Here is a 25,842-nt window from a genome sequence, read left to right on the forward strand (position 1 = left end):
GAAAAAAGAAGACGTCTTGTCTTCGCCTTGATCAGAGATCGATGCGCGCGTCGGGTGTCGGCGACTCAAGGAGCCCCAGGAAGTCTTTGTAGGCGCTTTCCAGCCCTGCTTTTTCAGTGATGTTGGGCTTCCAGCCGAGTGCCCGGACCTTGCTGCTGTCCAGCAGTTTGCGCATCGTGCCATTAGGCTTGTCAGTGTCGTAGACAATTTTGCCTTGATAGCCGACGACTTCCGCAATCATCGCCGCCAGGTCGGCAATGGCGATGTCATGGTTGCAGCCAATGTTGTAGAGGTCGTCGGTGGTCGGGGCGAGCATGATGCACTTCATGGCATCAGCCAGGTCGTCAACATGCAGAAGTTCGCGCCGCGGAGTACCGTCACCCCATACGACAAACTCGCTCTTCTCAAGCACTTTGGCTTCATGCGTGCGACGAAGAATGCCGGCCACTACATGGCTGTGCTGGGAGTGGTAATTGTCGCCGGGGCCATACAGGTTCGGTGGGATAATTGACACGAAGTCGCAACCGTATTGTTTGCGGTACGCGCGGCACATTTCGATCCCGGCGATCTTGCTGACGGCATAGGCACGAATGCTGTCGTCCAGCGGGCCGGTGAGCAGCGCGGACTCGCGAATCGGTTGCTCTGCGTTCTTGGGATAGGTGCAGTTTGTTGCCACGAAGAGCAACTTTTTGGTACCGAACTTATGTGCCCCGGAAATGACATTTGTTTGAATCATTAAATTGTCATAAATGAATGACGCGGGCAACGTTGCATTAGCGTGAATGCCGCCGACTTTGGCGCCGACGTGGAAGATATAATCGGGGCGGTTTGTTTCCATCCAATCGTATACAGCCGCTTGGTTGGTAAGGTCCAGATCAGCCCGCGACGTCAGAAGCAGCTGGGCATCCTCATCTTGGAAGTTTCGCACTACAGCTGAACCGAGCATGCCTCTGTGGCCCGTAATCCAAACTTTTTTCCCAGCGAAGCGTGAGGTAGAGCCCTGTAGCGATGCAGTGACGTTTGTTGCAGACATTTTATCATCCTAATTGTTTAGAAAGCTTCGCAAAATCACCTTCACCTCATATCCCTTTGTCGTGCTCAACCTAACAGTGCGCAGTACCAAAACGAGCTTCCTGTTTCAGGGGGAGTGTTCGGTTACTGTAGGTCGTGCAATCAACGTGGCGCCTGTGTTGCCCAAGTACAATACACCCGCATAGGGAGATGAATTTCAGCTGAAGGTCGACCTCATGAGTCCTCGAAAGCCAACGCCTTCTTGTGGCTCGCAAGCCCTATCAAGCTTCTTTTATGGTCCGTATGGCTAAGCTCGCGTACCTGCTGAAGTATTAAGAGGTAGCGTCGGTTAAAAGGTTGCACCTTCGTTCAGAAATTTCTGACAAACAGTGCGTCATGGATTTTAACCTTGACGCTCAGGAGCGCCTTGACGACGAGCGGTCAACTGACCAGGCCCCTCTATACCGCCCTTCTTCAGGGCATGCATGCGGACGATACTACCACGTGGTAGGATTTTTTCCTCTCCGCCAATCGGAGCGTTGAATTAATTTTTGTACATAGGCGCCACGTTCACCGTGTGCGAAAAACACGTCTAAATCAAGCCTCTCAGCCGCCCGGCGCGTAAACGTTTGTTTTCGCCCGTGGCAGGGCGGCGCTCACGACTGCCCAGTGTTCGCCCCGCCACAGAGCGGCTCGCAGTTATCGAGTGCGGATGTTCTGTCAGGGGTTTCCATGAGTGGCACGCTCGTTGAAAACATAACGCTTGTTCAATATGTAGAAGAGGACCGTGTAGGTCGCCATCGCCACGATTTGAGCAATTTCAGCTCGAACCCCCAAAAACCTGTGAAGCCCGATCAGAACGACCTGGTTGATAAGGAACGCGGCCAGAAAAGCGACAATGAACCTTGGGATCATGCCGTGATGAAAGGTTGACTGGTTGAATACAAATACTTTGTTGAGCCCGAAGGCGAAGATAAGCGCAATGCCATAGCCGATGGCATTTGCGTATTCGGCCTTCAGGTTGAACTGGGTGAACAGTATCCAGAAAACACCATAGCCAACGAGTGTGTTGATGACGCCCGTGAGCGCATATTTTATAAGCTGAATCATGCTTCACCCGTGGTGAGTTTAGTCTGCAAGTGAAGTTAAAAGCGCTGCGTGATCGGCATGATTGAAAGTGCTGTTCAACGCGTCCCAGTACGTCAGCGTGTTGAGCAATTGCTCTTTGTTGCGTGGGCCGATAATCACGCCACTCAGCGCCGGGTTGGCAAAGATGAACGCCAGGGCCAGGTCATTCAAGCTGCTGGGGCGCGGCACTATGGAAGTCGTTGACGCGATGAAACCCGTCAGCTTTTCGATAAGGGTTTTAGAGTGAACTATCTTTCTCAACTCGGCGGAGCTGTTCTTTTCCACCGGGCTGGCTTTTATTCCGCCCAGGTTAATACCGTAAGCGAGGTACTTCGCATTGGGAAAGTGCGGGTGATAGCTTTCGCGCGCACTGCGCGTCGAGAAGTTTTCCTTGACCTGTATCAGCCAATGTTCAGACAAGTCGGGCCTGGCGTTGTAGTACAGCTCGGGGAACTTTATGCCCGACAAGCCAATGCCCAGGCCGGAACGATGCAGCGTCGCCATGGCTTCCAGCGTTTGTTCGATGTCGACAAAATCGTGCTGTTCAGCGCCACGGTTGTCCCAGTGCACGGACACGCAGGACAGTGCGTCTCCCAACCGATCAGCCAGTTCGCTGGCGGACGACAAAATGTTGGCGGCGGACAAGTCCGTCTCGGGAGAGCCGGTGTTATCAGTGGCGCCAATTTTGGCGATGACGGACACACCCGCATTGGGGTTGGATTTCACCCAGCGTTCAATCCAGCGTATTGCCAGGCCGAAGTCTTCTGGCCGCTTGTTTATCGGGTAGTTCGACGCGGTGTCGATCGTGCGACCGCCCTTGGCGACGAAGGTGTCAATCAGCTGGTGTGCGCTGCTTTCGTCAATGCCCCAGCCCCACAGTGCCGTGCCGAGAACCAGGGTTTTGTTGTCAGCTGACAAATTGATCATGAGTGGGGCGCGCTCTTGGCATTGTGGAGTCGTTGGCGCAGTGCAAACATTGCCTTCAGGTACTCAAGCGAAAGCTTGATGATTTTAACTTTGGAGTTGGGATCATCGGTCCAAGTGACGGGGAGGTCCAACACCCTGTAGTTCAGGTGTTCGGCGGTAACCAGGATTTCGGTGGCAAAAAACCAACCGTCACTTTGCGCGCCCTCGACCATCAGCGGGGCAAGTTTGCTACGTTGCAGGAACTTGAAACCGCACATGCCATCGCTGAAAGACGTTCTGAAGATGACCTTCACGATACGGTTAAAACACGCGCTGGTGAAATTTCGCAACGGCGTGCGCCCGATAACCTTCGCGCCTTTGGCCAGTCGCGAGCCGGTCACTACATCGGCTTGATTGGACAGCAGGCTGCTGAGTGCTGGCCGCAGGTGGCTGAGGTCCGTGGCGAGGTCAAGGTCCATGTAACCCACGATGTCGGCGGTGGACGCGGTCCATGACGATTTCAAGGCCAGGCCGACACCGCGCTTTTCAAGACGCAGGTAGTTGACGTTGGGCAGCTCTTGGGAGAGTGCTTCGCCGATGGCTTGAGTGCTGTCCGTCGAACCGTTGTCCGCGAGGGTAATGGTAATGATGCCGAGGTCTTTAAGGTTTTCCTGGATGTAGGAATGGGCTGTCTTGACCTGCTGGGCGAGGGTCGCTTCTTCGTTCAGAATCGGGATAGTGATTTCGATAGTGTTAGTCATTATGTGCTCAAGAGTCCGGTTCTGTTTCGCTGAAAACTTCGAGGTCCAGTTTTTCCAGGACGTCATAGATGTTGTCGATCTTACCGCCCAGGATGGAGTAGCAGCCAGGCAGTGAGGCGTGCTTTTCGAACAGGATGGGTCGCCCGTCGTCCCCTTCGCTTTTTGTCAGTACCGTCTTGACTTCAAATAACGAGTCGACGTGGCTGGCGTTCAAGACGGCCGGGATGTACCTGCCTACATCTCTGACCATGCGATCAACTCGGCTTGCCTTGTCGTACGTACCCAATTTTTCATAGGGGTTGACGCCTTTTTCATCGTCCCAGTGCAAGTGAGGCGTGTAGCGGACGTGGGACAAGGTATGAAGCCCGCGTGCAGGAAACGGCATCATCGAGAAAAACGGGCCGTCCATGACCGTGACGCCTAAACCCTCCAGCGAAGCGGGCATGCACATCAGCGGCATCTCAGTGATTTCGTGCTTGAGGCCGGTTTGAACGCCGGTGAAATCGCCGGTGAAATGATTGATACCGCTATAGGTGCAGTTGAAGAGGTAGTCGCAACTGATCAGTTGTTGTTGACCACCTTTTCCCTCGATGACGACCCGCACTGAAGGGTCAGAGGCTCTGTTTATTTCCACCACTCGGGTTTCATAGAGGACCTGCACACCGTGTTCTTTAAGTTCGCGTTCAGCCCAGTCGGCAAGCTTTGTTGTGTCGAAGGCGTACTCTTGAACGAGGAACACATCTTCGATCAAGCGAGGCTCAAACAACGCCTTCAGCTCGGGCGCGGCCGGTTCGATAGCTGAACCAATATCCCTGCAAAAGCGTTCGAATTGCCTGGCCGTGACCTTTGAATTGCGCCGGGCGATGGCGTAGAGCTTTGTGAAGTCCTGCTTGATCGCTTGTGGCCAGTCTTTCACAAACTTCGGCAGGTTGACCCGGCTGCGATAAGCCGTGGTGAAGCTGCGAGGGTAGTGGTAGCCGTTGTGCACGCGCGCCTGGTTATTGTAAGAGGCGCGCCTGAGCAATGCCGGCTCACGTTCAATCAAAAGAACACGCTTCAGGCCGCGTTGCTTGGCGAGATAAACGGCGATGGCGGCGCCGTAAAAACCCCCACCAATCACAACGGCAGTCTGCTGATGGTTGAGATTTTCCATCAGGAAACGAGGTCGTCAGTCTTGGCGGGGGCGGCACTGACTTCTTCGATATTGAGTTTCTCCAGGCGCGTCATCCGCGCGCTGGTGAACTCTTGGCCTACATGATAAAGCGGCCCCTCGTTCGACAGGCTGGCCATATTCAGGATGTATTCGCCAAGTACCAGCAGCACCAGTGAAATCAGGAAAAACATCCCCGATTGCTGCAGCGAAAAACTCACCCAACCGGGAGCGACGTCAGGCTTCAGGGCGGCCACGGCAAGCACATAGATGGAGTACACAACGTTCGCGAGTGCGCCGAACAAGGACAAATACGTCACCAGGCGCATCGGCGCACGCGTCGTCGATACCAGCAGCCGCATACCGCGATCGATACTCTCTCCCAGGCGCTTGGGTGGCGAGGCCTTGGGCGCTGCACTGTAAGCGAGGTAGGCACGCGCGAACCCGCCGGTTGCCGGCAGATGGCGATAAGTCAGTGCCGGTTGCGGGTGCTGGAGGATAAAGTTGATGACGCGTTTGCTGAGCATGCGATATTGCGGCGCCTCCTTGGCCAGGTTCACGCCGTTGAGTTTGTTATATAACCCGTGAAAAATGGCGTTTGCGCCGCGGTACGCCAGGCTTTGTGATGGCTTTTGCTCATTGTTGGCAAACACCACATCCGCACCGTTGGCTGCCTCTTTGAGGATGTGCGGAATAAAGCTGATGTCATCCAGCAATGGATTAATGACAGCCACGAAGTCACCGAGCGCATTTTCCAGGCCTACCCAGGACGCGGTGTCGGTATCCACTTCCTTCGTCAGTGCGTACACCTGCAGGTTGGCCAGCCCCGTTTCCGCAGTGAGGCGCTTGAGTGTCGCAATACTGTCGTCATCGGAGGCGTTATCGACAATGATTAATTCGTAATCGCTGACGATGGTAGAAATGATAGCTGCGGCGTCGGCGAGGTACCTTTCAATATTGTTTGATTGGTTGCGAACAACAAATACGACGGAAAGGAAGCAGGGAAAAAAGTCCATTTATTGGCGCTCATTCAATTCATTGAAAGGAAAATGATGAAGGGTGGAAGTTGTCGGGCAGGGCAGGCCGGCCGATACGGTAAATGCGAAGTGCCACCCTCTATCATTCAGAGGAACACTCAAGGTGGCGGGGGAGGTGGTACTCACACAGACGCTTCCTTACAAGGCAGATGCACCAACGATGTATCCAGGATGCAAGTCTCGAAAATAACCATCGACAACGTCACGTTGACCATAAATGGGGGCTGATTGTTCAGGTGCACGGGAAATTATCACAAACCCGACGTCATCGGGTAGTTGTCCCGGGTTGCCGGGGCTGGCGCTTAATGGGTTACCCGCAATAGGCGCAGGGCCGCTCCGCGAGTACGTGTGCCCACCCATTGACGCTTATGGCTTAAGGCCATCGCGGCGGTGTCCCTTCAGCCGTTTATGCGCATCTTGGCCTGCTCTGGAAAGAGGCGCGCCTGTGGCGATTCTGCAATTTTTGCATTTATGGTCGTTGGGTATCGAAGAACAGTTTTATATATTCTTCCCCCTGATTATTTTGGCCTGTTCAAAAGTTTCACGACGGTTTTTGCCTGTCTCGCTTGTTTCCATGCTGGTTATTTCGTTGTTTTTCTCGCAGCGACTACTGTCCGCCAACCCTCTTGAGTTGTTCTACCTTCTGCCCTTTCGTGCATTCGAGCTTTTGATCGGCAGTCTTATTGCGCTCCCGGCAATGCACATTAAAAAGTCCGCGCTCACGTCGCCGTGTTTATTTGTGCTGGGCCTGGCGGCCGCAATTCCTTGCTTGGGCGCCGCGTTGATCATCATGGCGGGTGAGCAGAGCGGACGTATTTGACTGTTCATAAGCGGGTGGGTGTTCAAGCCAGCATCGGATAAACAAACAAGCCGAAATGCACCAGATTCACCCCGAAATGCGTGACAACCGCCGCCCCCAGCCCACCAAACCGATACGCCAGCCCATACCCAACCCCCGCAATGCCCGCCAGCAGCGTCCACTGCCACCCCGCACCTAAATGCACCAGGCCAAACAACAGCGATGCCAACAATAACGCCAGGTTTTCTCCGTAGGGCAGATGTTTGAACCGCTGGCTCAAGCCACCCTGTATGTAGCCTCGAAACAACGCTTCTTCCACCAGCGTCACCAGCAACAAATTATTCAGCACCCAGATCCAGGCCTGTTCCGGCCATTTCGGTGCCCAACTGGTGACCCCTAACAACACCGCGCCACCCAGTGCTGCAACGGCGGTCAGGACCAAGGCCAGCGCCGCGACGCAAATCGTCAGGCGCAGTGAACGCCGCGCCACGATCCAGGGGCAGGCCAGCAACAGCCAGAAGCCTATCAACGGTTTGTCCTGGTTCAGGTACATCGAGAACGGCACGGCGTCAGGGGTAAAACGCTGCGGGTCAATGCCGCGGCCATTGTAGAAACCGGGCAGCCAGTGCATCGCCAAGCCCAGGGCCAAGACGATGAACAACCCATGGCCGAGGTAGCGCGCCCACGGTGTGCGTTGCTGGCGCACGGCGTACCCGGCAATCAGCAGCAGGGCGACCGAGACCGCCGCCAGCACGCCGAGTTGCCCGTAGGACAAGGCCAGTACATAGCCAATCGAGAGAAGTGCCAGGTACAGCCAGGGCAGAGCGAGCATATGAAATCCTTGGATAAAAACTGGTCGGCATTATAGCGACCGTGCCTGGCCCTCAAAGTGAAAACTCATCCACGCGGGTGGGACTTGGCGAGGCTCGTTGCAAAGTATGTCGACGAGTGTTTATAGTCATCGCTCGTTTACCTTTCACACAAGATCAGCCCATGCCTGCTTCCCAACGCATAGCGGTAGTCGATTCAGCGCTCAACGCTGTGGTCGTGCCGTGCGGAAATCAGCAGCCTGCGCAGATCGGTCAATACCCCCCACCTGTCAGTAGCACGCCGGTGTACGCACTCGTATCACCGCCGGGTGTTGGCATTTCGGGCTGATCAGCGAAACGCTGTTCCCCTGTGCCCGCCTGAAAAAAACCTACTGAGCTAAAACCTTCGAGCTTTAGCGTTTGCTGAATCGGCTTTTTGCCTGATGACAGGTGGTATCCATGTCTGTTTTTTCGAAACAATCCGTGGCCGCGGCGGCCTCGACGAGCCTGTTTGTCCTGTTGTGGAGCAGCGGGGCGATTTTCTCCAAGTTGGGCCTGGCCCATGCTTCGCCCTTTGCTTTTCTGTTGATCCGTTTTGCCATTGCCCTGGCGGGCCTGGTGATCCTGGTGCCGATCCTCAGACTGAAACTGCCACGTCCCGGCAAGCCCATGCTGTATGCAGCGGCGACCGGGCTGGTGTTATTGGGGGCTTACCAGATTTTCTATCTGCTGGCCCTGAACCTCAAAGTGACGCCGGGTGTGATGGCAACCATCATGGGTGTGCAGCCGATCCTCACGGTGGTGCTGATGGAGCGCCAGCGTTCCTGGGGCCGGATGTTCGGCCTGGGGCTGGGGCTGGCCGGGTTGATCATGGTGGTCTACCAAGGCATCGGCCTGTCGGGTATGTCGCTTGCGGGGATGGTGTTCGGGTTGCTGGCGCTGGTGAGCATGACCGTCGGTTCCATCATGCAGAAGCGCATCACCGACAACCCTCTGGGCACGCTGCCGGTGCAGTATTTCGCCGGGCTGCTGCTGTGCTCGGTGTTTGTGCCGTTCCAACCCTTTGCCTTTGAGCACAGTGCCGGTTTTTACCTGCCGGTGCTGTGGATGGGGCTGGTGGTGTCATTGCTGGCGACACTGTTGCTGTACCGCCTGATCGCCCGAGGCAATCTGGTGAATGTCACCAGCTTGTTCTACCTGGTGCCGGCAGTGACGGCGGTGATGGACTATCTGATCTTTGGCAATCGGCTCGCGGTATTGAGCCTGCTGGGGATGGTCTTGATCATCATCGGGTTGGTGTTTGTGTTCCGCAAACGCTAAAAGCGCGTTCGTGAGCGCCGAGGGGGAGAGGCATTGAAATTCCTCCTCGGTGTGCCTGGGGTCGTGTTGTACCTGTAGGGCAATGCTGTAATAATTCCGGTCTTTATTGTGTAAGTTATTATTTTAAAAGAAGTAATAAGCACCTTTGCAGGTGGCGGCGGGCTTAGCGAAGCCGCCGGTTTCAGTCGAGGGTTTTTCGCGAGTGGCAACGTGCTGGTGCGTGCCTGTTAATCGTGCGAGCGGTTTTATCAGACGAGTGCTAGGGTTTCGGTTGGCCGGTTTGAATCGGCGGACGTTGATGGGACACTTCTGGCTCATCCTTGCGACATTACTGAAAAGATTTAACTCAATGACTATTTTGGTAACCGGCAGTGCAGGTTTTATCGGTGCAAACGTGGCATTGGGCCGGGTAGCGAAGCTCTACGTCGAGCGCTCTGTATGAGAATCCTGCTGCTTGGTAAAAATGGCCAGGTCGGCTGGGAACTCCAGCGCAGCCTGGCGCCCTTGGGGCACGTCCTGGCGTTGGACGCCAAAAGCCGCGACTACTGCGGTGACTTGAACGACCTGCAAGGGCTGGCCGCTACCGTGCAACGGTTTGCGCCTGAGGTCATCGTCAACGCAGCGGCTTACACGGCCGTCGACAAAGCCGAAAGTGAGCCTGATCAAGCGTTGCGTATTAACGCTGAGGCCCCGGCGGTGCTGGCAACAGAAGCCCGCAAGCTGAATGCCTTGCTGGTGCACTATTCCACGGACTACGTATTCGACGGCACAGGTGATGCGCCTTGGCAGGAAAGCGACCCGGTGGGCCCGCTGAGCGTGTATGGCGCGACCAAGCTGCAAGGTGAGCAGGCGATTCAGGACGCGGGCTGCGCGCACCTGATCCTGCGCACCAGTTGGGTGTACGCGGCGCGCGGTAATAACTTCGCCAAAACCATGCTGCGCCTGGCCGCCGAACGTGACAGCCTGAATGTGATCGACGACCAGTTCGGCGCGCCCACGGGGGCGGACCTGCTGGCGGACGTCACCGCACATGCCATCCGTGCGGTGCGTTTGAACCCTCAATTGCACGGCATCTACCATCTCGCGGCAGCCGGCGAAACCACCTGGCACCGCTACGCCCGCTTCGTACTCGAGCAGGCGCAGGCGGCAGGCGTGGTGCTCAAAGTCCCTTCGGCCGCCGTCGGCGCGATAACCACGGCCGCTTATCCCACACCGGCCAAACGTCCTGGCAACTCCAGACTCAATACTCAAAAACTGCAGAATGCCTTCTCACTGCGCTTGCCTGACTGGCAAGACGGTGTGGCACGGATGCTTAAAGAAATTCTAGAGAAATGACTATGCAAAAACGCAAAGGAATTATTTTGGCCGGTGGTTCAGGCACGCGCCTGCACCCTGCAACCTTGGCTATTTCCAAACAGTTGCTGCCGGTTTACGACAAACCGATGATCTACTACCCGCTGACCACGCTGATGCTGGCGGGTATTCGCGACATTCTGATCATTTCCACGCCGCAGGACACCCCGCGCTTCGAGCAACTCCTGGGCGATGGCAGCAACTGGGGCTTGAACATTTCCTACGCGGTACAGGCGTCTCCGGATGGTCTGGCCCAGGCGTTCATCATCGGCGAGGACTTCATCGGTAATGACCTCTCTGCCCTGGTGCTGGGCGACAACATCTACCACGGCCATGATTTTAATGAGCTGCTCAAGAACGCCATGCAGCGTGAGGACGGCGCCAGTGTCTTCGCCTACCACGTGACCGATCCGGAGCGTTATGGCGTGGTGGAATTCGATGCCCAGGGCAAGGCGATCAGCCTGGAAGAGAAGCCGCTGCAACCCAAGTCGAACTACGCGGTCACCGGCCTGTATTTCTATGACCAGGACGTGGTTGAAATGGCCAAGAGCATCAAGCCTTCACCGCGTGGCGAACTGGAGATCACCGATCTCAACCGTCTGTATATGGAGCGCGGCAAGCTGTCGGTTGAAATTATGGGGCGTGGCTACGCATGGCTGGACACCGGCACCCATGACTCGCTGCTGCAGGCCAGCCACTTCATTGCAACGCTTGAGCATCGTCAGGGGCTTAAAGTGGCGTGCCCTGAAGAAATTGCGTTTCGCCAGAAGTGGATTGATGCCGAACAGTTGGAGAGGCTAGCGGTGCCGCTTTCCAAAAATGGTTATGGCCAATACCTCAAGCGTTTGCTGCATGACAAGATTTTTTGATGGCCTGGGTGGAACGCGGCGCCCCGTGTTGCTGCCTTAAGGTTCAGGCGACCCGTAGCGCCGCCAAGCTGGCCCGATAACCTGTTGGAGACACCCTAAAGATGAGAGCCACTTCCCTCGCTATCCCGGACGTTATTCTGTTTGAGCCGAAAATTTTCGGGGACGAGCGCGGGTTTTTTTTCGAAAGTTTCAATCAGCGGGTTTTCGAGGAGTCGGTTGGAAGGCCAGTCCAGTTCGTACAGGACAACCACTCCAAATCGGCCAAAGGCGTGCTGCGCGGCCTGCATTATCAGATCAAACAGCCCCAGGGAAAGCTGGTGCGCGTGATACAGGGCGAAGTCTTTGACGTGGCGGTGGACCTGCGTAAAAGCTCGCCCACCTACGGCCAGTGGGCGGGTACGTACCTCAGTGAAAGCAACCGCGCCCAGCTTTGGATACCCGAGGGGTTTGCCCACGGCTTCGTCGTGCTGTCTGACAGTGCTGAGTTCCTGTACAAAACCACCGATTACTGGGCGCCTGAGCATGAGCGCAGCCTTGCCTGGAATGACCCTGACGTGGCCGTCGAGTGGCCGATTTCCGGGCCGCCTACGCTGTCGGCCAAAGATACCAATGCCGTCCGTTTTGCCCAGGCTGAAACCTTCGACTGATTGACCTGGCTGTCAGGCATTACAGCGTGCCCACACCGGTCGGGGTGTGGGCGTTATCGCCTACAGCGCCTTGGCCAGTTTCCCCGGCCGCAACACCAGCCACAACGCCCCCGCGATCAACACCCCGCCATACACATGCGCCATCGACAACGGCTCATCCAGCAGCAACGCGCCCCACAACACGCCGAACGGCGGGATCATAAATGTCACTGTCATCGACTTGACCGGCCCGATGGACGACAGCAGCCGGAAGTACAGGATGTAGGCAAACGCCGTGCACAGCAGCCCCAGCCCGAGCAATGACGCCCACACCTGCCAGCCACCCCAGCTCGCCGGCGGATGGCTGATCGCGCTGTAGGCAAAAAACGGCAGCAGAATCAGCGTGGCGCCAAGCATGCTGCCCAGCGCAGCGAGCCGGCTGTCCAGCCCGCCGCGTTGATCCAGCCAACGCCGCGCGAGAAAACCGGCGAAGCCATAACAGGTGGTGGCCAACAGGCAGGCCAGCGCGCCCATCAGCAATTCCAGATCAAACGCCACCGGCCCGGCGCGGGTCAGTACACCCACGCCGAACAAGCCCAGGCTGACCCCGGCGATTTTCGACGGCGTCAGGCGCTCGTTGAAAAACAACCCGCCAATCAGCACGCCCATCAACGGCGTGGTGGCGTTGAAGATCGCCGAGTAGCCCGCCGGCAGCACTTGGGCCGCCACTGAATACATGGTCGCGGGAATCCCGGAGTTGATCACCCCCAGCAGCAGGACGGTCTTGAATTTGCCCTGGAAATCCCAATTCACGCGCATCAGCGTGAGGATCACCAGCAAACCGGCGGCGGCAATCGACACGCGAAAAAACGCGGTCGGCACCGTGCCGATTTCCGGCGCGATAATGCGCATGAACAGGAAGCTCGCGCCCCAGATGGCAGCCAGCCCCAACAGGTACAGGGTGTCGACAGGTCTCACAAAACACGCCTCCATCAATAAGGCGGCGAGTGTTGCCCAGGGGCCTGCTCGACACAATCGCTAATTACAGGACAAACCGCGTCACCAGGCCGTTAAGGTCCACCGCCAGGCGGGACAGCTCCTGGCTGGCCGCCGAGGTTTGCGTGGCACCGGCGGCGGTTTGGGTCGACAGGTCGCGAATGTTCACCAGGCTGCGGTCAACGTCACGGGCGACCAGCGCCTGTTGCTCGGCAGCGCTGGCGATCACCAGGTTGCGCTCGCTGATCTGCGAAATAGCCGCGGTGATTTTCTCCAGCGCGCTGCCGGCGCTGTTGGCCCGTTGCAAGGTCTGGCCGGCGTGTTCGGCGCTGCTGTTGAGGGCGTCTACGGTGTCCTGGGTGCCTTGCTGGATGCCGGTGATCATCTGCTCGATTTCTTCGGTGGAGTCCTGGGTGCGCTGCGCCAGTGAACGCACCTCATCGGCGACCACCGCAAAGCCACGCCCGGCTTCGCCTGCGCGGGCAGCTTCGATGGCCGCGTTGAGTGCCAGCAGGTTGGTTTGCCCGGCGATGCCGCGGATCACTTCCAGCACTTTGCTGATGTCCTGGGCCTGCACCGCCAGGCCTTCGGCCTTGTTCGAGGCACCGAGCACCTCGTCCACCAGGTTCTGGATGGAGCTGATGGTTTCGCTGATCTGGTAGTGGCCGTGCTTGCTGTCTTCGTCGGACGCCTTGGAGGCTTCGGCGCTGGACACCGCATTGCCCGCGACTTCATCCACCGCCGCGCTCATTTCGTTCACGGCGGTCGCGGCTTGTTCGATTTCATCGTTCTGCGCCTGCAGGCCACGGGTGCTCTGTTCCATCACCGAGCTCATCTCTTCGGCGGCGGAGGCCAGTTGCTGCGACGATTCGCTGATGCCGCGAATGGTGGTTTGCAGCTGTTCCTGCATGGCGGCCAGGGCGGTCAGCAACTGCGCCGGCTCATCATGCCCGCTGACCACAATCGGCTGGCTCAAGTCGCCAGCAGCAATGCTGCGCGCCACGGCCAACGCCTGGCCAATCGGCGTGGTGATGCTGCGGGTCAGCAACCAGGCCAGCAATAACGTGGCGATCAGTGCACTGACGATGATCAGGCCGACCACCCATTGCGCGTTGGAGTACATCTTTGCGGCCGCATCTGCCGCGTCCTGGACGCCTTTCTGGTTGAAGGTGATGATGTCTTCCAGGCTCTGATTCAGCACCGAGCCCTGGGGCGCGAGGCGGCTGGTGAGCAGGTCGATGGCGTCTTGTTGCTGGTCCTTGTCCACCAGTGCAACCATCTGGCCGACGATGGTCAGGTAGGTCGCCACGTTGCCTTTAAGTTTTTTCAACAGCTCGGCTTCGTCATCGCCACTGGTCAGGCCTTCGTGGTTTTTCAGCAGGCTTTGCAGCTCTGTGCTCTGGCGGGTGATCAGGCTTTTGCTGTTGTCGCGAATGCGTGACTCATCGGTGGTTGCCAGGCGTAACGCTTCCAAGCGAATGCTGGCGACGTAAGCGGCGGCGTCGTGGATATTCTCGATGCTCGGCATCCACGATTCTTCGATGATCAGCGCGCTTTCCCGCAGCTTGGCCATCTGGCCGAGGCCAAACATCCCGACGATCACCAGCATGCTGGCCAAAACCCCAAAACTCAGACTGGCGCGCAGACCGATTCGCATATTCCTCAATGACATCTTAATGCTCCTTAGGCGATTAGAACCTGTTCCCGGATCGGTCTTCAGACCTTGTTAGGGTGGGAGAGGGCGCGCTATATATCAAAGTGCCACTAAGGTGGTAATCGGGGTTTCCCTTACGGTGTATCAATTCGGTTACATAAGCTGTGAATTCACACGAAGCCGGGTTTTTCCTGGTGGTAGCGTCAGGCCACGACATTGCGGGCCTTCGGCGAGTGTCGGTGCGACTTCGGGGTGTGTTTACTGACCGATTGGTCGAATTGTGAAAATTGAAAGTAAATGTACGATTTGAACAAAGTTGTACAACGCAGCCCGAAAAATCGTCCTTCTCCTGCCTGCGTTCACTGGCTAAGCTCAGGGCTTCCAGCCAACCGTTCGAGGTTTCCGCATGTCGCAGTCCGCCCTTGCTATCGCTCGCATGATCCTCGACGGCTTCGACGATTACCGTGAGCATTTTCGCCAGATCACCATGGGCGCTCGCGAACGGTTTGAGCAGGCGCAGTGGCAACAGGGGCAAGCGGCATCGGCCGCGCGTATCAACTTGTATGAGGAAAAAGTCGCGCAAGTGACGGCGCGCCTGCGGGCTGGCATTGACGAGGCGGCGTTGCTGGACGTCGACGTGTGGCCCTTGGTCAAGAGCGCGTACATCGGCTTGATCGACGTGCGCCTCGATGATGAATTGTCTGAGACCTGGTACAACTCGATTTTCTGCGGCCTGTTCAGCCATGACCTGATCAGCGATGGCTGCATGTTCATCCACACCACGCGGCCGAGCCTGCGCCGCGCGCGTGCGGCGCAAACCCGTGTGTATAAGCCGGCGGGCGAGCTGGCGGCGATGCTTGCGCAGATCTTTGCCGATTACGCCTTCAGTGAGCCCTACGCGGACCTGGCGGCCGACTTGCGCCGCCTCGAAGCCCAGTTGCGCGAGAACCTGCCCGATTGGGTGTGCAAAGACCCGGACCTTAACGTCGAGCTGTTTTCCTCGGTGCTCTACCGCAATAAAGGCGCTTATCTGGTCGGGCGCATCTACACCCGCGACGAACAATGGCCCCTGGTGATCCCGCTGCTGCACCGCGAAGGGCGTGGCATTCAGATCGACGCGCTGATCACCGACGAAGCCGATGTGTCGATCATCTTCTCGTTCACCCGTTCCTACTTTATGGTCGATGTGCCGGTGCCGGCGGAGTTCATCGGCTTTCTGCGGCGCATCTTGCCCGGCAAGCACATCGCCGAGCTGTACACCTCCATCGGCTTCTACAAGCACGGCAAGTCGGAGTTCTACCGCGCGCTGATCAACCACCTGGCCACTACCGATGATCAGTTCATCATGGCGCCCGGCGTACGCGGCATGGTCATGAGCGTGTTCACGCTGCCGGGCTTCAACACCGTGTTCAAGATCATCAAGGATCGCTTTTCACCGTCGAAAAACGTCAACCGCGCCACCGTGATCGAGAAGTATCGCCTGGTCAAAAGCGTTGACCGCGTCGGGCGCATGGCCGACACCCAGGAGTTCGCTGATTTCCGCTTTCCCTTGAGCAAGTTCGAACCCGAATGCCTGGCTGAACTGTTGGAAGTCGCTGCCGGCACAGTAGAAGTGGAGGGCGACACCGTGCTGATCCGCCACTGCTGGACCGAACGGCGCATGACCCCGCTCAACCTCTACCTCGACAACGCCAACCCCGCCCAAGTGCGCGAAGCCCTGGAGGATTACGGTTTGGCGATCAAGCAACTGGCGGCGGCGAATATCTTCCCCGGCGACATGCTGCTGAAGAACTTCGGCGTCACCCGCCACGGTCGTGTGGTGTTCTATGACTACGACGAAATCTGCTTTCTCACCGAGGCCAACTTCCGCCACATCCCCGCACCGCGCACGCCCGAGGATGAAATGGCCTCGGAGCCCTGGTACTCGATCGGACCGCTGGATGTGTTCCCCGAAGAATTCCCGCCGTTCCTGTTCGCCGACGCCGGCCAGCGCAAGCTGTTCGATGAGCTGCATGGCGAGTTGTACAACGCCGACTACTGGAAGGGCCTGCAGGAGGCGATTCGCGCCGGCAAGGTCATCGACGTATTCCCTTACCGGCGCAAAGATCCGCTGTAAACGCGCTTCCACATTTATATCGCCGTCTGCCAGATAAGCTGCTTTTCTGCCACACTTGCAGGCCGTGCATAAATAGACGCCCTCGTAAGTACCTGATGACCGACCAAGCGCCCACCATCGACCAACTGCTGAAAAACCTCGATCACGCCATGCTCGCCGACCGCCACCGCTTGCGGCGCCAGTTGCTCGAGCTGCGCAAGAAACCCGACGAGGAGAAGCTGGCGCAGTGGGTCACGCGCATGCAGGCGTCCTGCGCCCAGGTCACGGCGCGGCGGGCCAGCCTGCCGGTGATTCGCTACGACGACAGCCTGCCGATTGCCGCCAAGCGCGACGAAATCAAGGACGCGCTGCTCAAGCACCAGGTGCTGATCATCGCCGGCGAAACCGGTTCGGGTAAAACCACCCAGCTGCCGAAAATCTGCCTGGAAATCGGTCGCGGCCAACACGGCCTGATCGGTCACACCCAGCCACGCCGGATCGCCGCGCGCAGCGTTGCCAGCCGTGTCGCCGAAGAACTGGCTACGCCGTTGGGAGCGCTGGTCGGCTATCAGGTGCGCTTCGAAGACCAGAGTGATTCCAATACCCTGATCAAGCTGATGACCGACGGCATCCTGCTGGCGGAAACCCAGAACGACCGTTACCTGGAACGCTACGACACGATCATCGTCGACGAAGCCCACGAACGCAGCCTGAACATCGACTTCCTGCTCGGCTACCTGAAAACCCTGCTGCCGCGTCGCCCCGACCTGAAAGTCATCATCACCTCGGCGACCATCGACCTGGAGCGTTTTTCCAAGCACTTCGACGACGCGCCGATTGTCGAGGTTTCGGGCCGCACCTTCCCGGTGGACACCTGGTATCGCCCGCTGACCCTGGAACAGGACGAAGAGGGCAACCGCGTCGAGGACGACCTGACAGTCGACCAGGCGATCCTTGCCACCCTCGATGAAATTGCCGCCTATGAGCGCAGCGAACGCCGCAGCCCCGGCGATGTGCTGGTGTTCCTGCCGGGCGAGCGCGAGATTCGCGACGCTGCTGACATGTTGCGCAAGGCCCAACTCAAGCACACCGAAATTCTGCCGCTGTACGCGCGCCTGTCACCTGCCGAACAGCAGCGTATTTTCCAGTCCCACCCAGGCCGCCGCGTGGTGCTGGCGACCAACGTCGCCGAAACCTCGCTGACCGTGCCGGGCATTCGTTATGTGATCGACAGCGGCACCGCGCGCATCAGCCGCTACAGCTACCGCGCCAAGGTGCAGCGCCTGCCGATCGAAGCGATTTCCCAGGCCAGCGCCAACCAGCGTAAAGGCCGGTGTGGGCGGGTCGAGCCGGGCATTTGCATCCGCTTGTACAGCGAAGAAGACTTTATCGGTCGCCCGGAATTTACCGACCCGGAAATCCTGCGTACCAACCTCGCCGCCGTGATCCTGCAGATGCTGCACCTGCGCCTTGGCGAAATTACCGACTTCCCGTTTATCGAACCGCCGGATGGCAAGGCCATCAGCGACGGTTTCAACCTGCTGCAAGAGCTCTCGGCGGTGGACCGCAACAGCCAGCTTACGCCGCTGGGCCGCCAGCTGGCGCGCCTGCCGGTGGACCCGCGCATGGGGCGCATGCTGCTCGAAGCCGCCAAACTCGGCAGTTTGCAGGAAGTGCTGATTGTCGCCAGCGCGATGTCGATCCAGGACCCGCGCGAACGCCCACCGGAGCGCCAGCAGGCCGCCGACCAGGCCCACGCGCAGTGGAAAGATGCCGACTCCGACTTCGCCGGGCTGGTGAATCTGTGGCGCGGGTTTGAAGAACAACGCCAGGAACTGACCGCCAGCCCGTTGCGCAACTGGTGCAGCAAGAACTTCCTGAATTACCTGCGCCTGCGTGAGTGGCGTGATTCCCATCGCCAACTCAGCCTGATCTGCCGCGACATGCAGTTGACGGTGAATAAAGAACCGGCGGATTTTGCCAAGTTGCACAAGGCGGTGTTGTCCGGCCTGTTGAGCCAGATCGGCCAGAAAACCGAAGACGGCGATTACCTCGGCGCGCGTCAGCGGCGCTTCTGGATTCACCCGTCCTCGGGCATCGGCAAAAAACGCCCGCAATGGCTGATGACCGCTGAGCTGGTGGAAACCACCAAGCTGTATGCGCGCATGGTCGCCAAGATCGATGCCGATTGGATCGAGCCGCTGGCGGGCCACCTGATCAAGAAAAACCACTTCGAACCGCACTGGGAGAAAAAGCGCGGCCAAGTGGTGGCGTTTGAGCAGATCACCCTGTTCGGGCTGATTGTGGTGGGGCGCCGCCCTGTGCATTACGGGCCGATTGACCCAGTGGTGTCGCGCGAGCTGTTTATCCGTGAAGGCCTGGTGCGTGGCGAGATTCAGTCCCGGGCCAAGTGCCTGACGGCCAACCAGCAACTGCTGGAACAACTCGATGAGCTGGAAGCCAAGGCGCGCCGGCGGGACATCCTGGCGGACGAAGAAACCCTCTACGCCTTCTACGACGCGCGCTTGCCGGCGGAGATCCACCAGACCGCCACCTTCGACAGCTGGTACAAGGTCAACAGCCAGAAAGACCCGCAACTGCTGATCATGCGCGAGGAAGACGTGCTGGCCCGCGAGGCCAGCGAAGTCACGGCCCTGCATTACCCGGACACCTTGCACCTGGGCGACCTGGAATTGGCGCTGAGCTACCACTTCGAGCCCAACCACCCGCGCGACGGTGTGACCCTGCGCGTGCCGGCGCCGCTGTTGCCGGCGTTGCCGCCGGAGCGCCTGGAGTGGCTGGTGCCGGGTGTGATCGAAGCCAAGTGCATCGCGCTGGTGCGCAACTTGCCCAAGGCGCTGCGCAAAAACTTTGTGCCGGTGCCGGATTTCGTCAAGGCGGCGCTGCAACGTATTGAGTTCGGCCAGGGTTCGTTGCCCCAGGCGCTGGGGCGCGAACTGCTGCGCATGACTGGTGCACGGGTCAGCGATGAAGCCTGGGCCGAGGCGGCGCAGCAGGTGGAAAACCACCTGAAGATGAACCTGGAAGTGGTCGACGGCCAGGGCAAGTTCCTTGGCGAAGGCCGTGACTTGGCTGAACTGACCGCACGCTTTGCCGAAGCCAGCCAGGCAGCGTTGGCCGTGCCGCAAACCGCCAAAAGTCAGCAGCCGGTGGAGGCCAAGGTGTTTGCGGCGGTGGCCGAGAAAACCCAGCAAAAGATCGCCGGCCTGTCGATGACGGTTTACCCGGCGCTGGTTGAGGAAAACGGCACGGTCAAGGAAGGGCGGTTCTCGACCGCCGCCGAGGCCGAGTTCCAGCACCGCCGCGCCTTGCAACGCCTGCTGATGCAGCAATTGGCGGAGCCGGCGAAATTCCTGCGTGGCAAATTGCCGGGGTTGACCGAGTTGGGCCTGATGTACCGCGAGTTGGGGCGCATCGACGCGCTGGTGGAAGACATTCTGCTGGCCAGCCTCGACAGCTGCGTACTGGAAGGCGAGGCCAGCCTGCCGCGCGACGGTGCTGGCTTGGCCGCATTAGCCGAACGCAAGCGTGGCAGCTGGACCGAACACGCCGAGCGCCTGGCGCGCCTGACCCTGGACGTGCTGAAGCTATGGCATGGCTTGCAGAAGCGCTTCAAGGGCAAGATCGACCTGGCCCAAGCGGTCGCCTTGAACGATATCAAGCAGCAGCTCAGCAACCTGGTGTATCCCGGTTTTGTGCGGGAAACCCCGGCGCAGTGGTTCAAGGAACTGCCGCGCTTCCTCAAGGCCATTGAGTTGCGCCTGGAAAAACTGCCAAGCCAGGTGCAGAAAGACCGCGTGTGGAGCACCGAACTGGGCGGCCTCTGGGCGCAGTACCAGAATCGCTTGAACAAACACACCCAGGAAGGCAAGCGCGACCCGCAATTGGAGCTGTATCGCTGGTGGCTGGAAGAGTATCGGGTGTCGTTGTTTGCGCAGCAGTTGGGCACCAAGGTGCCGATTTCCGACAAGCGCTTGAGCAAGCAATGGAGCCAGGTGGAGGCCTGAAGCCCTCGCGGCTACCCCGGTATGTGGGAGCTGGCTTGCCTGCGATGGCATCCCAGTGGTTTGACTGATGCAGCGCGGTATCTGCATCGCAGGCAAGCCAGCTCCCACATTCGGTATGGGGTTTATCCGGGAAGTGGCGCGAAAACTCCGAGGTTGTGGCAAACTTCGCGGTTATAAATGCCGGGATCGTCGTAATGGGCTGTTGCTCAGCCACGGCGCGATGGAATAAAGCGTTGCCAGTTTGATGACCGCTGGACGGAATCGAACGACTTAAAGTTTGGTACGACGGTACCAATATCTTCTGCCTGACAGATTTAGAGGAACGACCGTGCATAACGTCGTCATCAGCGGCACTGGCCTGTACACCCCGGCCAACAGCATCTCCAACGAAGAGCTGGTGCAGTCTTTCAATACCTATGTGCAGCAGTTCAATACGGATAACGCGGCCGCTATCGAACGTGGCGAAGTGCAGGCACTGACCGAGTCCAGTGCGGCCTTTATCGAGAAGGCGTCGGGCATCAAGAGCCGTTTTGTCATGGACAAGGACGGTATCCTCGACCCGCAGCGCATGGCCCCGCGCCTGCCTGAGCGCAGCAATGACGAGTGGTCGGTGCTCTGCCAGATGGCCGTCGGCGCTGCCGAACAGGCCCTGCAGCGCGCCGGCAAGACCGCCGCCGACATCGATGGCGTGATCGTCGCCTGCTCCAACCTGCAGCGCGCCTACCCGGCCATCGCTATCGAAGTGCAGGAAGCCCTGGGCATTGAAGGCTTCGGCTTTGACATGAACGTGGCCTGCTCGTCGGCAACCTTCGGTATTCAGAACGCTGCCAACAGCATTCAGCTGGGCCAGGCGCGGGCGATCCTGATGGTCAACCCGGAAGTCTGCACCGGGCACCTGAATTTCCGTGACCGTGACAGCCACTTCATCTTCGGTGACGCGGCCACTGCAGTGGTTCTGGAACGCGCCGACCTGGCGACCTCCGAGCACCAGTTCGACGTGGTGAGCACCAAACTGCTGACCAAGTTCTCCAACAACATCCGCAACAACTTCGGCTTCCTCAACCGCACCGCGGAAGAGGGCATCGGCGCGCCCGACAAGCTGTTCGTGCAGGAAGGCCGCAAGGTATTCCGGGACGTCTGCCCGATGGTTGCCGAACTGATCGGCGTGCACCTGGAAGAAAACCAGCTGAACGTCGCTGACGTGAAGCGCTTCTGGCTGCACCAGGCCAACCTGAGCATGAACCACCTGATCGTGAAAAAGCTGCTGGGCCGCGAAGCCTCGGTGGAAGAAGCACCGGTGATTCTCGACACCTACGCCAACACCAGCTCGGCGGGCTCGGTGATTGCATTCCACACCTATCAGGATGATTTGCCAAAAGGTTCTGTGGCAGTGCTCAGCTCGTTCGGCGCGGGTTATTCGATCGGCAGCGTGATCCTGCGCAAACGCTAATATTGCGGTCAATGTGGGAGCTGGCTTGCCTGCGATGACGATAGTGCAGCCACCGCCGCTATCGCCGGCAAGCCAGCTCCCACAGGTAGCGGATTTCCACAGCAGGATTGAGGTAAACGATGGCAGCAGCGGACGACACGCACCTGCTTGAACGGTTGCTCAAGGGCGAGCAGCGGGCCTACAAGGAATTGGTCACCACCTACCAGAGCGCCATGCGCGCAGTGGCTTATGCCATCGTCGGCCAGCGTCACGCCGATGAAGTGGTGCAGGACGCCTGGCTGTCGGTGGTGCGCAACCTCGCCAAGTTCGAAGGGCGCTCCAGCCTAAAAACCTGGCTGCTGACCATCACTGCCAACTCCGCCAAAGGCCGCTACAAACAGAATCGCCGGGAAGTGTTGCTCGACGATTTGCCTTCGCCCCACGGCACCATTGGTGATGACCGCTTCGTCCCCGACGATGGCCACTGGGCCGTTGCACCTTACGCCTGGCACCAGGACACCCCGGAAGCGCTGCTGACCGAGGATGAATTGCGCCAATGCCTGGAACATACGTTGCTGAGTTTGTCAGAGCTGCAAAGCAGCGTGCTGGTGCTGCGCGAACGCCAGGGATTGGAGTTGGAAGAAATCTGTAATCTTCTGACGTTGTCGCTCTCCAATGTCCGTGTGCTGTTGCATCGAGCACGGCTTAAAGTCTTCGCCACGGTGGAGCATTTTGAGGAAACGGGCGAATGTTGACCTGTAAAGAACAAGTGGCACGTTCCAGTGACTATCTCGATGGGCAATTGACCTTTCGCGAGCGTCTGCTGGTGCGTCATCACTTGATGTTTTGCCCTAACTGCCGGCGATTTATCCGGCAGATGCGCCTGATGCAGGCGACGTTGAAGATCATGCCGGAAGAACCGGTAAAGGATGCTGAGGCGTTGGCTGATCGGCTGGTGGCCGAGCGGCTCAAAGATCAGTAAAAGCGGGAATATTGCAGGCTCGTGTGGGTGAGTCGAACGGATGATGGGGGGCGACCCACCCACGCAAGGCTGTTGAAACCACCTCGGGCCGTCCTGGCCCAAGGTTTATTGCACACACATTAGAACTTGGCTTCAGCATCCAATTGCAGGGTGTTGGTGTTGGCGTCACGCTGCGTGCGGCTGGCGTAGTCTGCCTTGGTCAGGAAGTACGTGGCACCGAGGGCGAAGTTCTTGTCGATGTCGTAGCTGACCTTCATCTTGTGACCGCGCGAACCGGTGGTGCCGTTGGCGAAGTCCGAATCGGTGAAAGCGCCGACCACGGCGTTACGCTGGATGTCGCGGTAGTTGTAGTCCAGGTTGAAGCCGAACACTTTGGACTTGGCGCCGATCAGCCAGGCGGTGTCCTGGTCGGTCACGGCATCGTTGTTTTTCACGTATTGGCCGTAGAACGCCAGCGGCACTGCCAAGCCACCGATGTCAGCCTGGGCGAACCCTTCATACAGGCGGAATTGGTTGTCGGCCGAGTTGCCATTGACCGCCAGTGCGCAAGGCGTGGTGGTCGTTGTGCAACGGCTGTCCTTGTCGTTCTGGTAGGCGTAGACGCTGCCGCCCAAGGTCATTTTCAGGTTGTCGGTGACCGAGAAACGCGTGCCCAGCTGGCCGGACGTCAGGCGCAGGTCGTGGCGAAATTGCACGCCGTCGCCGTCGACGTTGTCCTTGAGGTTGTAGTTACCCAGGCTGCCGAACAGCTCGGCGCTGCTGCCCAATGGGTATTTGTAGGTCAGGGCCAGGCCTTCCGGGTTGATGTCGCTATCCCAGATCACGTCGCCCATGTTCACCCACGGCTGCAGCATCTTGCCGCCGATCACGTGCAGGTTCTTGATCTGGTCCGGGTGGTAGTCGATGTAGCCGAGGTCCAGCCAGATCGACTTCTTGTCGAAATAGTTGTCCTGGTCCTGATTGGTGGAGCGCGCGTCGTCGCTGCTGCCGGTGGCGATACGAATGCCGGTGTCGACCTGCGAGTTGATCTCGGTGTAGGCGCCCAGGCGGGCACGGATGCGCTGACGGTCCTTGTCGCGGCCACCGTTGTTGGATTCGCCCTGGATCTTCACGGTTTCCTGACGGAAGCGCACGTCACCCTTGAACTGGGTCTTGGCGGCCCAGGCCAGCTTCTGGTCGAAGCTGCTCAACTCGTTGGTTTTTTTCGCGGTGGCCGCGATCTGCTCGTTGGTCTCTTGTTGAGCTTGCTGTGCGATCTGCTTTTCTTTCTGGTCCTTGGCCAATTCCGCTTGCAGTTCGGTGTACTGCGCAGCGGTGATTTGGCCGTTGGCCTTGAGCATGTCGAGCAATTTAGCGTCGACTGCAGCGCTGGCCGGACCGCTCAGGGCCAGTAACAGGCCGCCGCACAGGACCGCCGCAGTTTTAGTGGAAGCAAGACGCATATCAATCTCCGAAAGTGAGGAGGGATGGCAAACCATCCAGGACACAACCGACCGATGACGGACGGAAAATAGCCGCCTGCTAGAACCAGGCGCTCTAAAAACAGGCGTCAGTATCACGATCACTTATGACGGTGAAGTGGCTAAGTGATGTCATGTAGATGACAAAATATTTAGAAATGGAACTATTGGTTTTGGGGCTTGTCCCGCGATTTGAAGATGTGCATTGCCTGCCGATAAGCGATACTCGCGAGGCTTTCACGCCCCGATGTAGTGAGGATGCCGATGCCGTTGCAACGCCTGGACAGCCTGTCCGAAATCGCCCCAGAGGCTTGGGATGCCCTTGTGCCGCAGGCCCAGCCGTTTGTGCGGCATGCGTTCCTGAGTGCGCTGGAAGACAGCGCCAGCCTGGGCCCGCATTCGGGCTGGCAGCCTGAACATTTGCTGCATTGGGAGGGCGATCGCCTGGTGGCGGCATTGCCCGGTTATCGCAAATGGCATTCATACGGCGAGTACGTGTTTGATCACGGGTGGGCGGACGCCTGCGAGCGCGCCGGTATCGACTACTACCCCAAGTTGCTCACGGCGGTGCCGTTCAGCCCGGTCAGTGGGCCGCGCTTATTGGCGAGGAACGCCGAGGACGGTTTTGAGCTGCTGAACAGCCTGCCCGGCTACCTGGAAATCGAAGGGCTTTCCAGTGCCCATATCAACTTCACCGACCCGTTGGCCGACACAGCACTGGCGGCGCAGCCGGGCTGGCTGCAGCGGTTGGGCTGCCAGTTCCATTGGCAGAATCGTGGCTATCGCGATTTCCAGGACTTCCTCGACGCCTTGAGTTCGCGCAAGCGCAAACAGATGCGCAAAGAGCGCGAACAAGTCGCCGGGCAGGGCATCGAATTCGAATGGCTGCAAGGCCATGAGCTGAGTGAAGCGCAGTGGGATTTCGTCTACGCCTGCTACGCCAACACCTACGCCGTGCGCCGCCAGTCGCCGTACCTGACCCGCGCGTTTTTCAGCGTGCTGGCCGAGCGCATGCCCGAGGCGATTCGAGTGGTCCTGGCCAAACAAGGCACACGCCCGGTAGCCATGGCCTTCAGCCTGATCGGTGGCGACAGCTTCTATGGGCGCTATTGGGGTTGCCTGGCGGAATTCGACCGCCTGCATTTCGAAACCTGCTTCTACCAGGGCATGGACTACGCCATCGCCCACGGCCTGCAACGCTTCGACGCCGGCGCCCAAGGCGAGCACAAGTTGATTCGCGGGTTTGAGCCGGTGATCACGCGTTCATGGCACTACCTGCGCCATCCGGGCTTGAAACATGCCGTCGAGGATTTCCTCGAGCGCGAGCGCGTGGGGATTCTGGCGTATGCCGAAGAGGCGAGGGCAGCCCTGCCTTATCGACAGGGCTGAACCATCGGTCCGGTGAGCACGCCGAGAAGTGATTAAATCT

General features: G+C 58.7%; 21 protein-coding genes. 11 read left to right on the plus strand and 10 right to left on the minus strand.

The features are described from left to right. Positions 1 to 31: 31 nt before the first annotated feature. The 6 genes from L8I05_RS01220 to L8I05_RS01245 form a co-directional block, all read right to left on the minus strand. Positions 32 to 1,033, minus strand: coding sequence for a GDP-L-fucose synthase (locus L8I05_RS01220; RefSeq protein ID WP_242166937.1), 1,002 nt, complete (start codon positions 1,031 to 1,033; stop codon positions 32 to 34). A 698-nt stretch (positions 1,034 to 1,731) separates the two neighbouring features. Further along, positions 1,732 to 2,121: a GtrA family protein gene (locus L8I05_RS01225; RefSeq protein ID WP_242166938.1), complete on the minus strand. Its 390-nt coding sequence runs from the start codon at positions 2,119 to 2,121 to the stop codon at positions 1,732 to 1,734. Positions 2,122 to 2,139: 18 nt separating this feature from the next. Beyond that, positions 2,140 to 3,066: an aldo/keto reductase gene (locus L8I05_RS01230; RefSeq protein WP_242166939.1), complete on the minus strand. Its 927-nt coding sequence runs from the start codon at positions 3,064 to 3,066 to the stop codon at positions 2,140 to 2,142. Next, entirely contained in the window at positions 3,063 to 3,806 is a 744-nt protein-coding gene (locus tag L8I05_RS01235; RefSeq protein ID WP_242166940.1) for a glycosyltransferase, read from the minus strand. Before L8I05_RS01235 ends, L8I05_RS01230 begins: the two co-directional genes overlap by 4 nt. Before the next feature lie 7 nt (positions 3,807 to 3,813). Continuing rightward, complete coding sequence (locus L8I05_RS01240; protein WP_242166941.1) at positions 3,814 to 4,959, minus strand: FAD-dependent oxidoreductase; 1,146 nt, start codon at positions 4,957 to 4,959, stop codon at positions 3,814 to 3,816. Further along, a complete protein-coding gene (locus L8I05_RS01245) occupies positions 4,959 to 5,972 on the minus strand; it encodes a glycosyltransferase (RefSeq protein ID WP_242166942.1) in 1,014 nt (337 codons plus the stop codon). The genes L8I05_RS01240 and L8I05_RS01245 overlap by 1 nt, the downstream gene beginning before the upstream one ends. A 466-nt stretch (positions 5,973 to 6,438) precedes the next feature. On the opposite strand from L8I05_RS01245, the gene L8I05_RS01250 reads away from it, so the two are divergent. Next, a complete protein-coding gene (locus tag L8I05_RS01250; protein ID WP_242166943.1) occupies positions 6,439 to 6,813 on the plus strand; it encodes an acyltransferase family protein in 375 nt (124 codons plus the stop codon). 22 nt (positions 6,814 to 6,835) lie between these two features. On the opposite strand, the gene L8I05_RS01255 is transcribed toward L8I05_RS01250, so the two are convergent. After that, positions 6,836 to 7,624 carry a CPBP family intramembrane glutamic endopeptidase gene (locus L8I05_RS01255; protein WP_159958802.1) on the minus strand — a complete coding sequence of 263 codons (789 nt, stop codon included), beginning with the start codon at positions 7,622 to 7,624 and terminating at the stop codon, positions 6,836 to 6,838. 436 nt (positions 7,625 to 8,060) lie between these two features. Here L8I05_RS01255 and L8I05_RS01260 point away from each other — a divergent pair, with 436 nt between their 5' ends. The 4 genes from L8I05_RS01260 (at position 8,061) to rfbC (ending at position 11,790) form a co-directional block, all read left to right on the plus strand. Continuing rightward, complete coding sequence (locus tag L8I05_RS01260; RefSeq protein WP_242166944.1) at positions 8,061 to 8,921, plus strand: DMT family transporter; 861 nt, start codon at positions 8,061 to 8,063, stop codon at positions 8,919 to 8,921. A gap of 438 nt (positions 8,922 to 9,359) precedes the next feature. After that, positions 9,360 to 10,256 carry a dTDP-4-dehydrorhamnose reductase gene (gene rfbD / locus L8I05_RS01265; RefSeq protein WP_242166945.1) on the plus strand — a complete coding sequence of 299 codons (897 nt, stop codon included), beginning with the start codon at positions 9,360 to 9,362 and terminating at the stop codon, positions 10,254 to 10,256. Positions 10,257 to 10,258: 2 nt separating this feature from the next. Next, on the plus strand, positions 10,259 to 11,143 hold the full coding sequence (rfbA, locus tag L8I05_RS01270) for a glucose-1-phosphate thymidylyltransferase RfbA (RefSeq protein WP_197629765.1): 885 nt from the start codon (positions 10,259 to 10,261) through the stop codon (positions 11,141 to 11,143). 101 nt (positions 11,144 to 11,244) lie between these two features. Next, entirely contained in the window at positions 11,245 to 11,790 is a 546-nt protein-coding gene (rfbC, locus tag L8I05_RS01275) for a dTDP-4-dehydrorhamnose 3,5-epimerase (protein ID WP_242166946.1), read from the plus strand. A gap of 60 nt (positions 11,791 to 11,850) precedes the next feature. On the opposite strand, the gene L8I05_RS01280 is transcribed toward rfbC, so the two are convergent. After that, complete coding sequence (locus tag L8I05_RS01280) at positions 11,851 to 12,747, minus strand: DMT family transporter (RefSeq protein WP_242166947.1); 897 nt, start codon at positions 12,745 to 12,747, stop codon at positions 11,851 to 11,853. A gap of 64 nt (positions 12,748 to 12,811) precedes the next feature. Then, positions 12,812 to 14,437 carry a methyl-accepting chemotaxis protein gene (locus L8I05_RS01285; protein ID WP_242166948.1) on the minus strand — a complete coding sequence of 542 codons (1,626 nt, stop codon included), beginning with the start codon at positions 14,435 to 14,437 and terminating at the stop codon, positions 12,812 to 12,814. A gap of 388 nt (positions 14,438 to 14,825) precedes the next feature. On the opposite strand from L8I05_RS01285, the gene aceK reads away from it, so the two are divergent. The 5 genes from aceK (at position 14,826) to L8I05_RS01310 (ending at position 22,953) form a co-directional block, all read left to right on the plus strand. Beyond that, the gene (gene aceK, locus L8I05_RS01290; protein WP_159958788.1) at positions 14,826 to 16,535 is read left to right on the plus strand and encodes a bifunctional isocitrate dehydrogenase kinase/phosphatase; all 1,710 of its coding nucleotides are present in this window, start codon (positions 14,826 to 14,828) and stop codon (positions 16,533 to 16,535) included. Between the two features lie 95 nt (positions 16,536 to 16,630). After that, entirely contained in the window at positions 16,631 to 20,542 is a 3,912-nt protein-coding gene (hrpA, locus tag L8I05_RS01295; protein ID WP_242166949.1) for an ATP-dependent RNA helicase HrpA, read from the plus strand. Between the two features lie 328 nt (positions 20,543 to 20,870). After that, on the plus strand, positions 20,871 to 21,992 hold the full coding sequence (locus tag L8I05_RS01300; RefSeq protein ID WP_159958784.1) for a beta-ketoacyl-ACP synthase III: 1,122 nt from the start codon (positions 20,871 to 20,873) through the stop codon (positions 21,990 to 21,992). A gap of 119 nt (positions 21,993 to 22,111) precedes the next feature. Continuing rightward, positions 22,112 to 22,726: a sigma-70 family RNA polymerase sigma factor gene (locus L8I05_RS01305; protein ID WP_242166950.1), complete on the plus strand. Its 615-nt coding sequence runs from the start codon at positions 22,112 to 22,114 to the stop codon at positions 22,724 to 22,726. Continuing rightward, complete coding sequence (locus L8I05_RS01310) at positions 22,720 to 22,953, plus strand: zf-HC2 domain-containing protein (RefSeq protein ID WP_242166951.1); 234 nt, start codon at positions 22,720 to 22,722, stop codon at positions 22,951 to 22,953. Before L8I05_RS01305 ends, L8I05_RS01310 begins: the two co-directional genes overlap by 7 nt. A 119-nt stretch (positions 22,954 to 23,072) precedes the next feature. Here the strand turns inward: L8I05_RS01310 and L8I05_RS01315 are convergent, their stop codons facing one another. Further along, positions 23,073 to 24,395 (minus strand): putative porin, encoded by a 1,323-nt coding sequence (locus L8I05_RS01315; RefSeq protein ID WP_242166952.1) that lies wholly within the window; start codon positions 24,393 to 24,395, stop codon positions 23,073 to 23,075. A 282-nt stretch (positions 24,396 to 24,677) separates the two neighbouring features. Between L8I05_RS01315 and L8I05_RS01320 the strand changes: the two genes are divergently transcribed. Beyond that, the gene (locus L8I05_RS01320; RefSeq protein WP_242166953.1) at positions 24,678 to 25,802 is read left to right on the plus strand and encodes a GNAT family N-acetyltransferase; all 1,125 of its coding nucleotides are present in this window, start codon (positions 24,678 to 24,680) and stop codon (positions 25,800 to 25,802) included. The last annotated feature ends 40 nt before the right edge of the window (positions 25,803 to 25,842 follow it).

This window comes from Pseudomonas sp. MONT-RG-20F-20-E-7-02, from assembly GCF_022662395.1.
Classification (GTDB): Bacteria; Pseudomonadota; Gammaproteobacteria; order Pseudomonadales; family Pseudomonadaceae; genus Aquipseudomonas.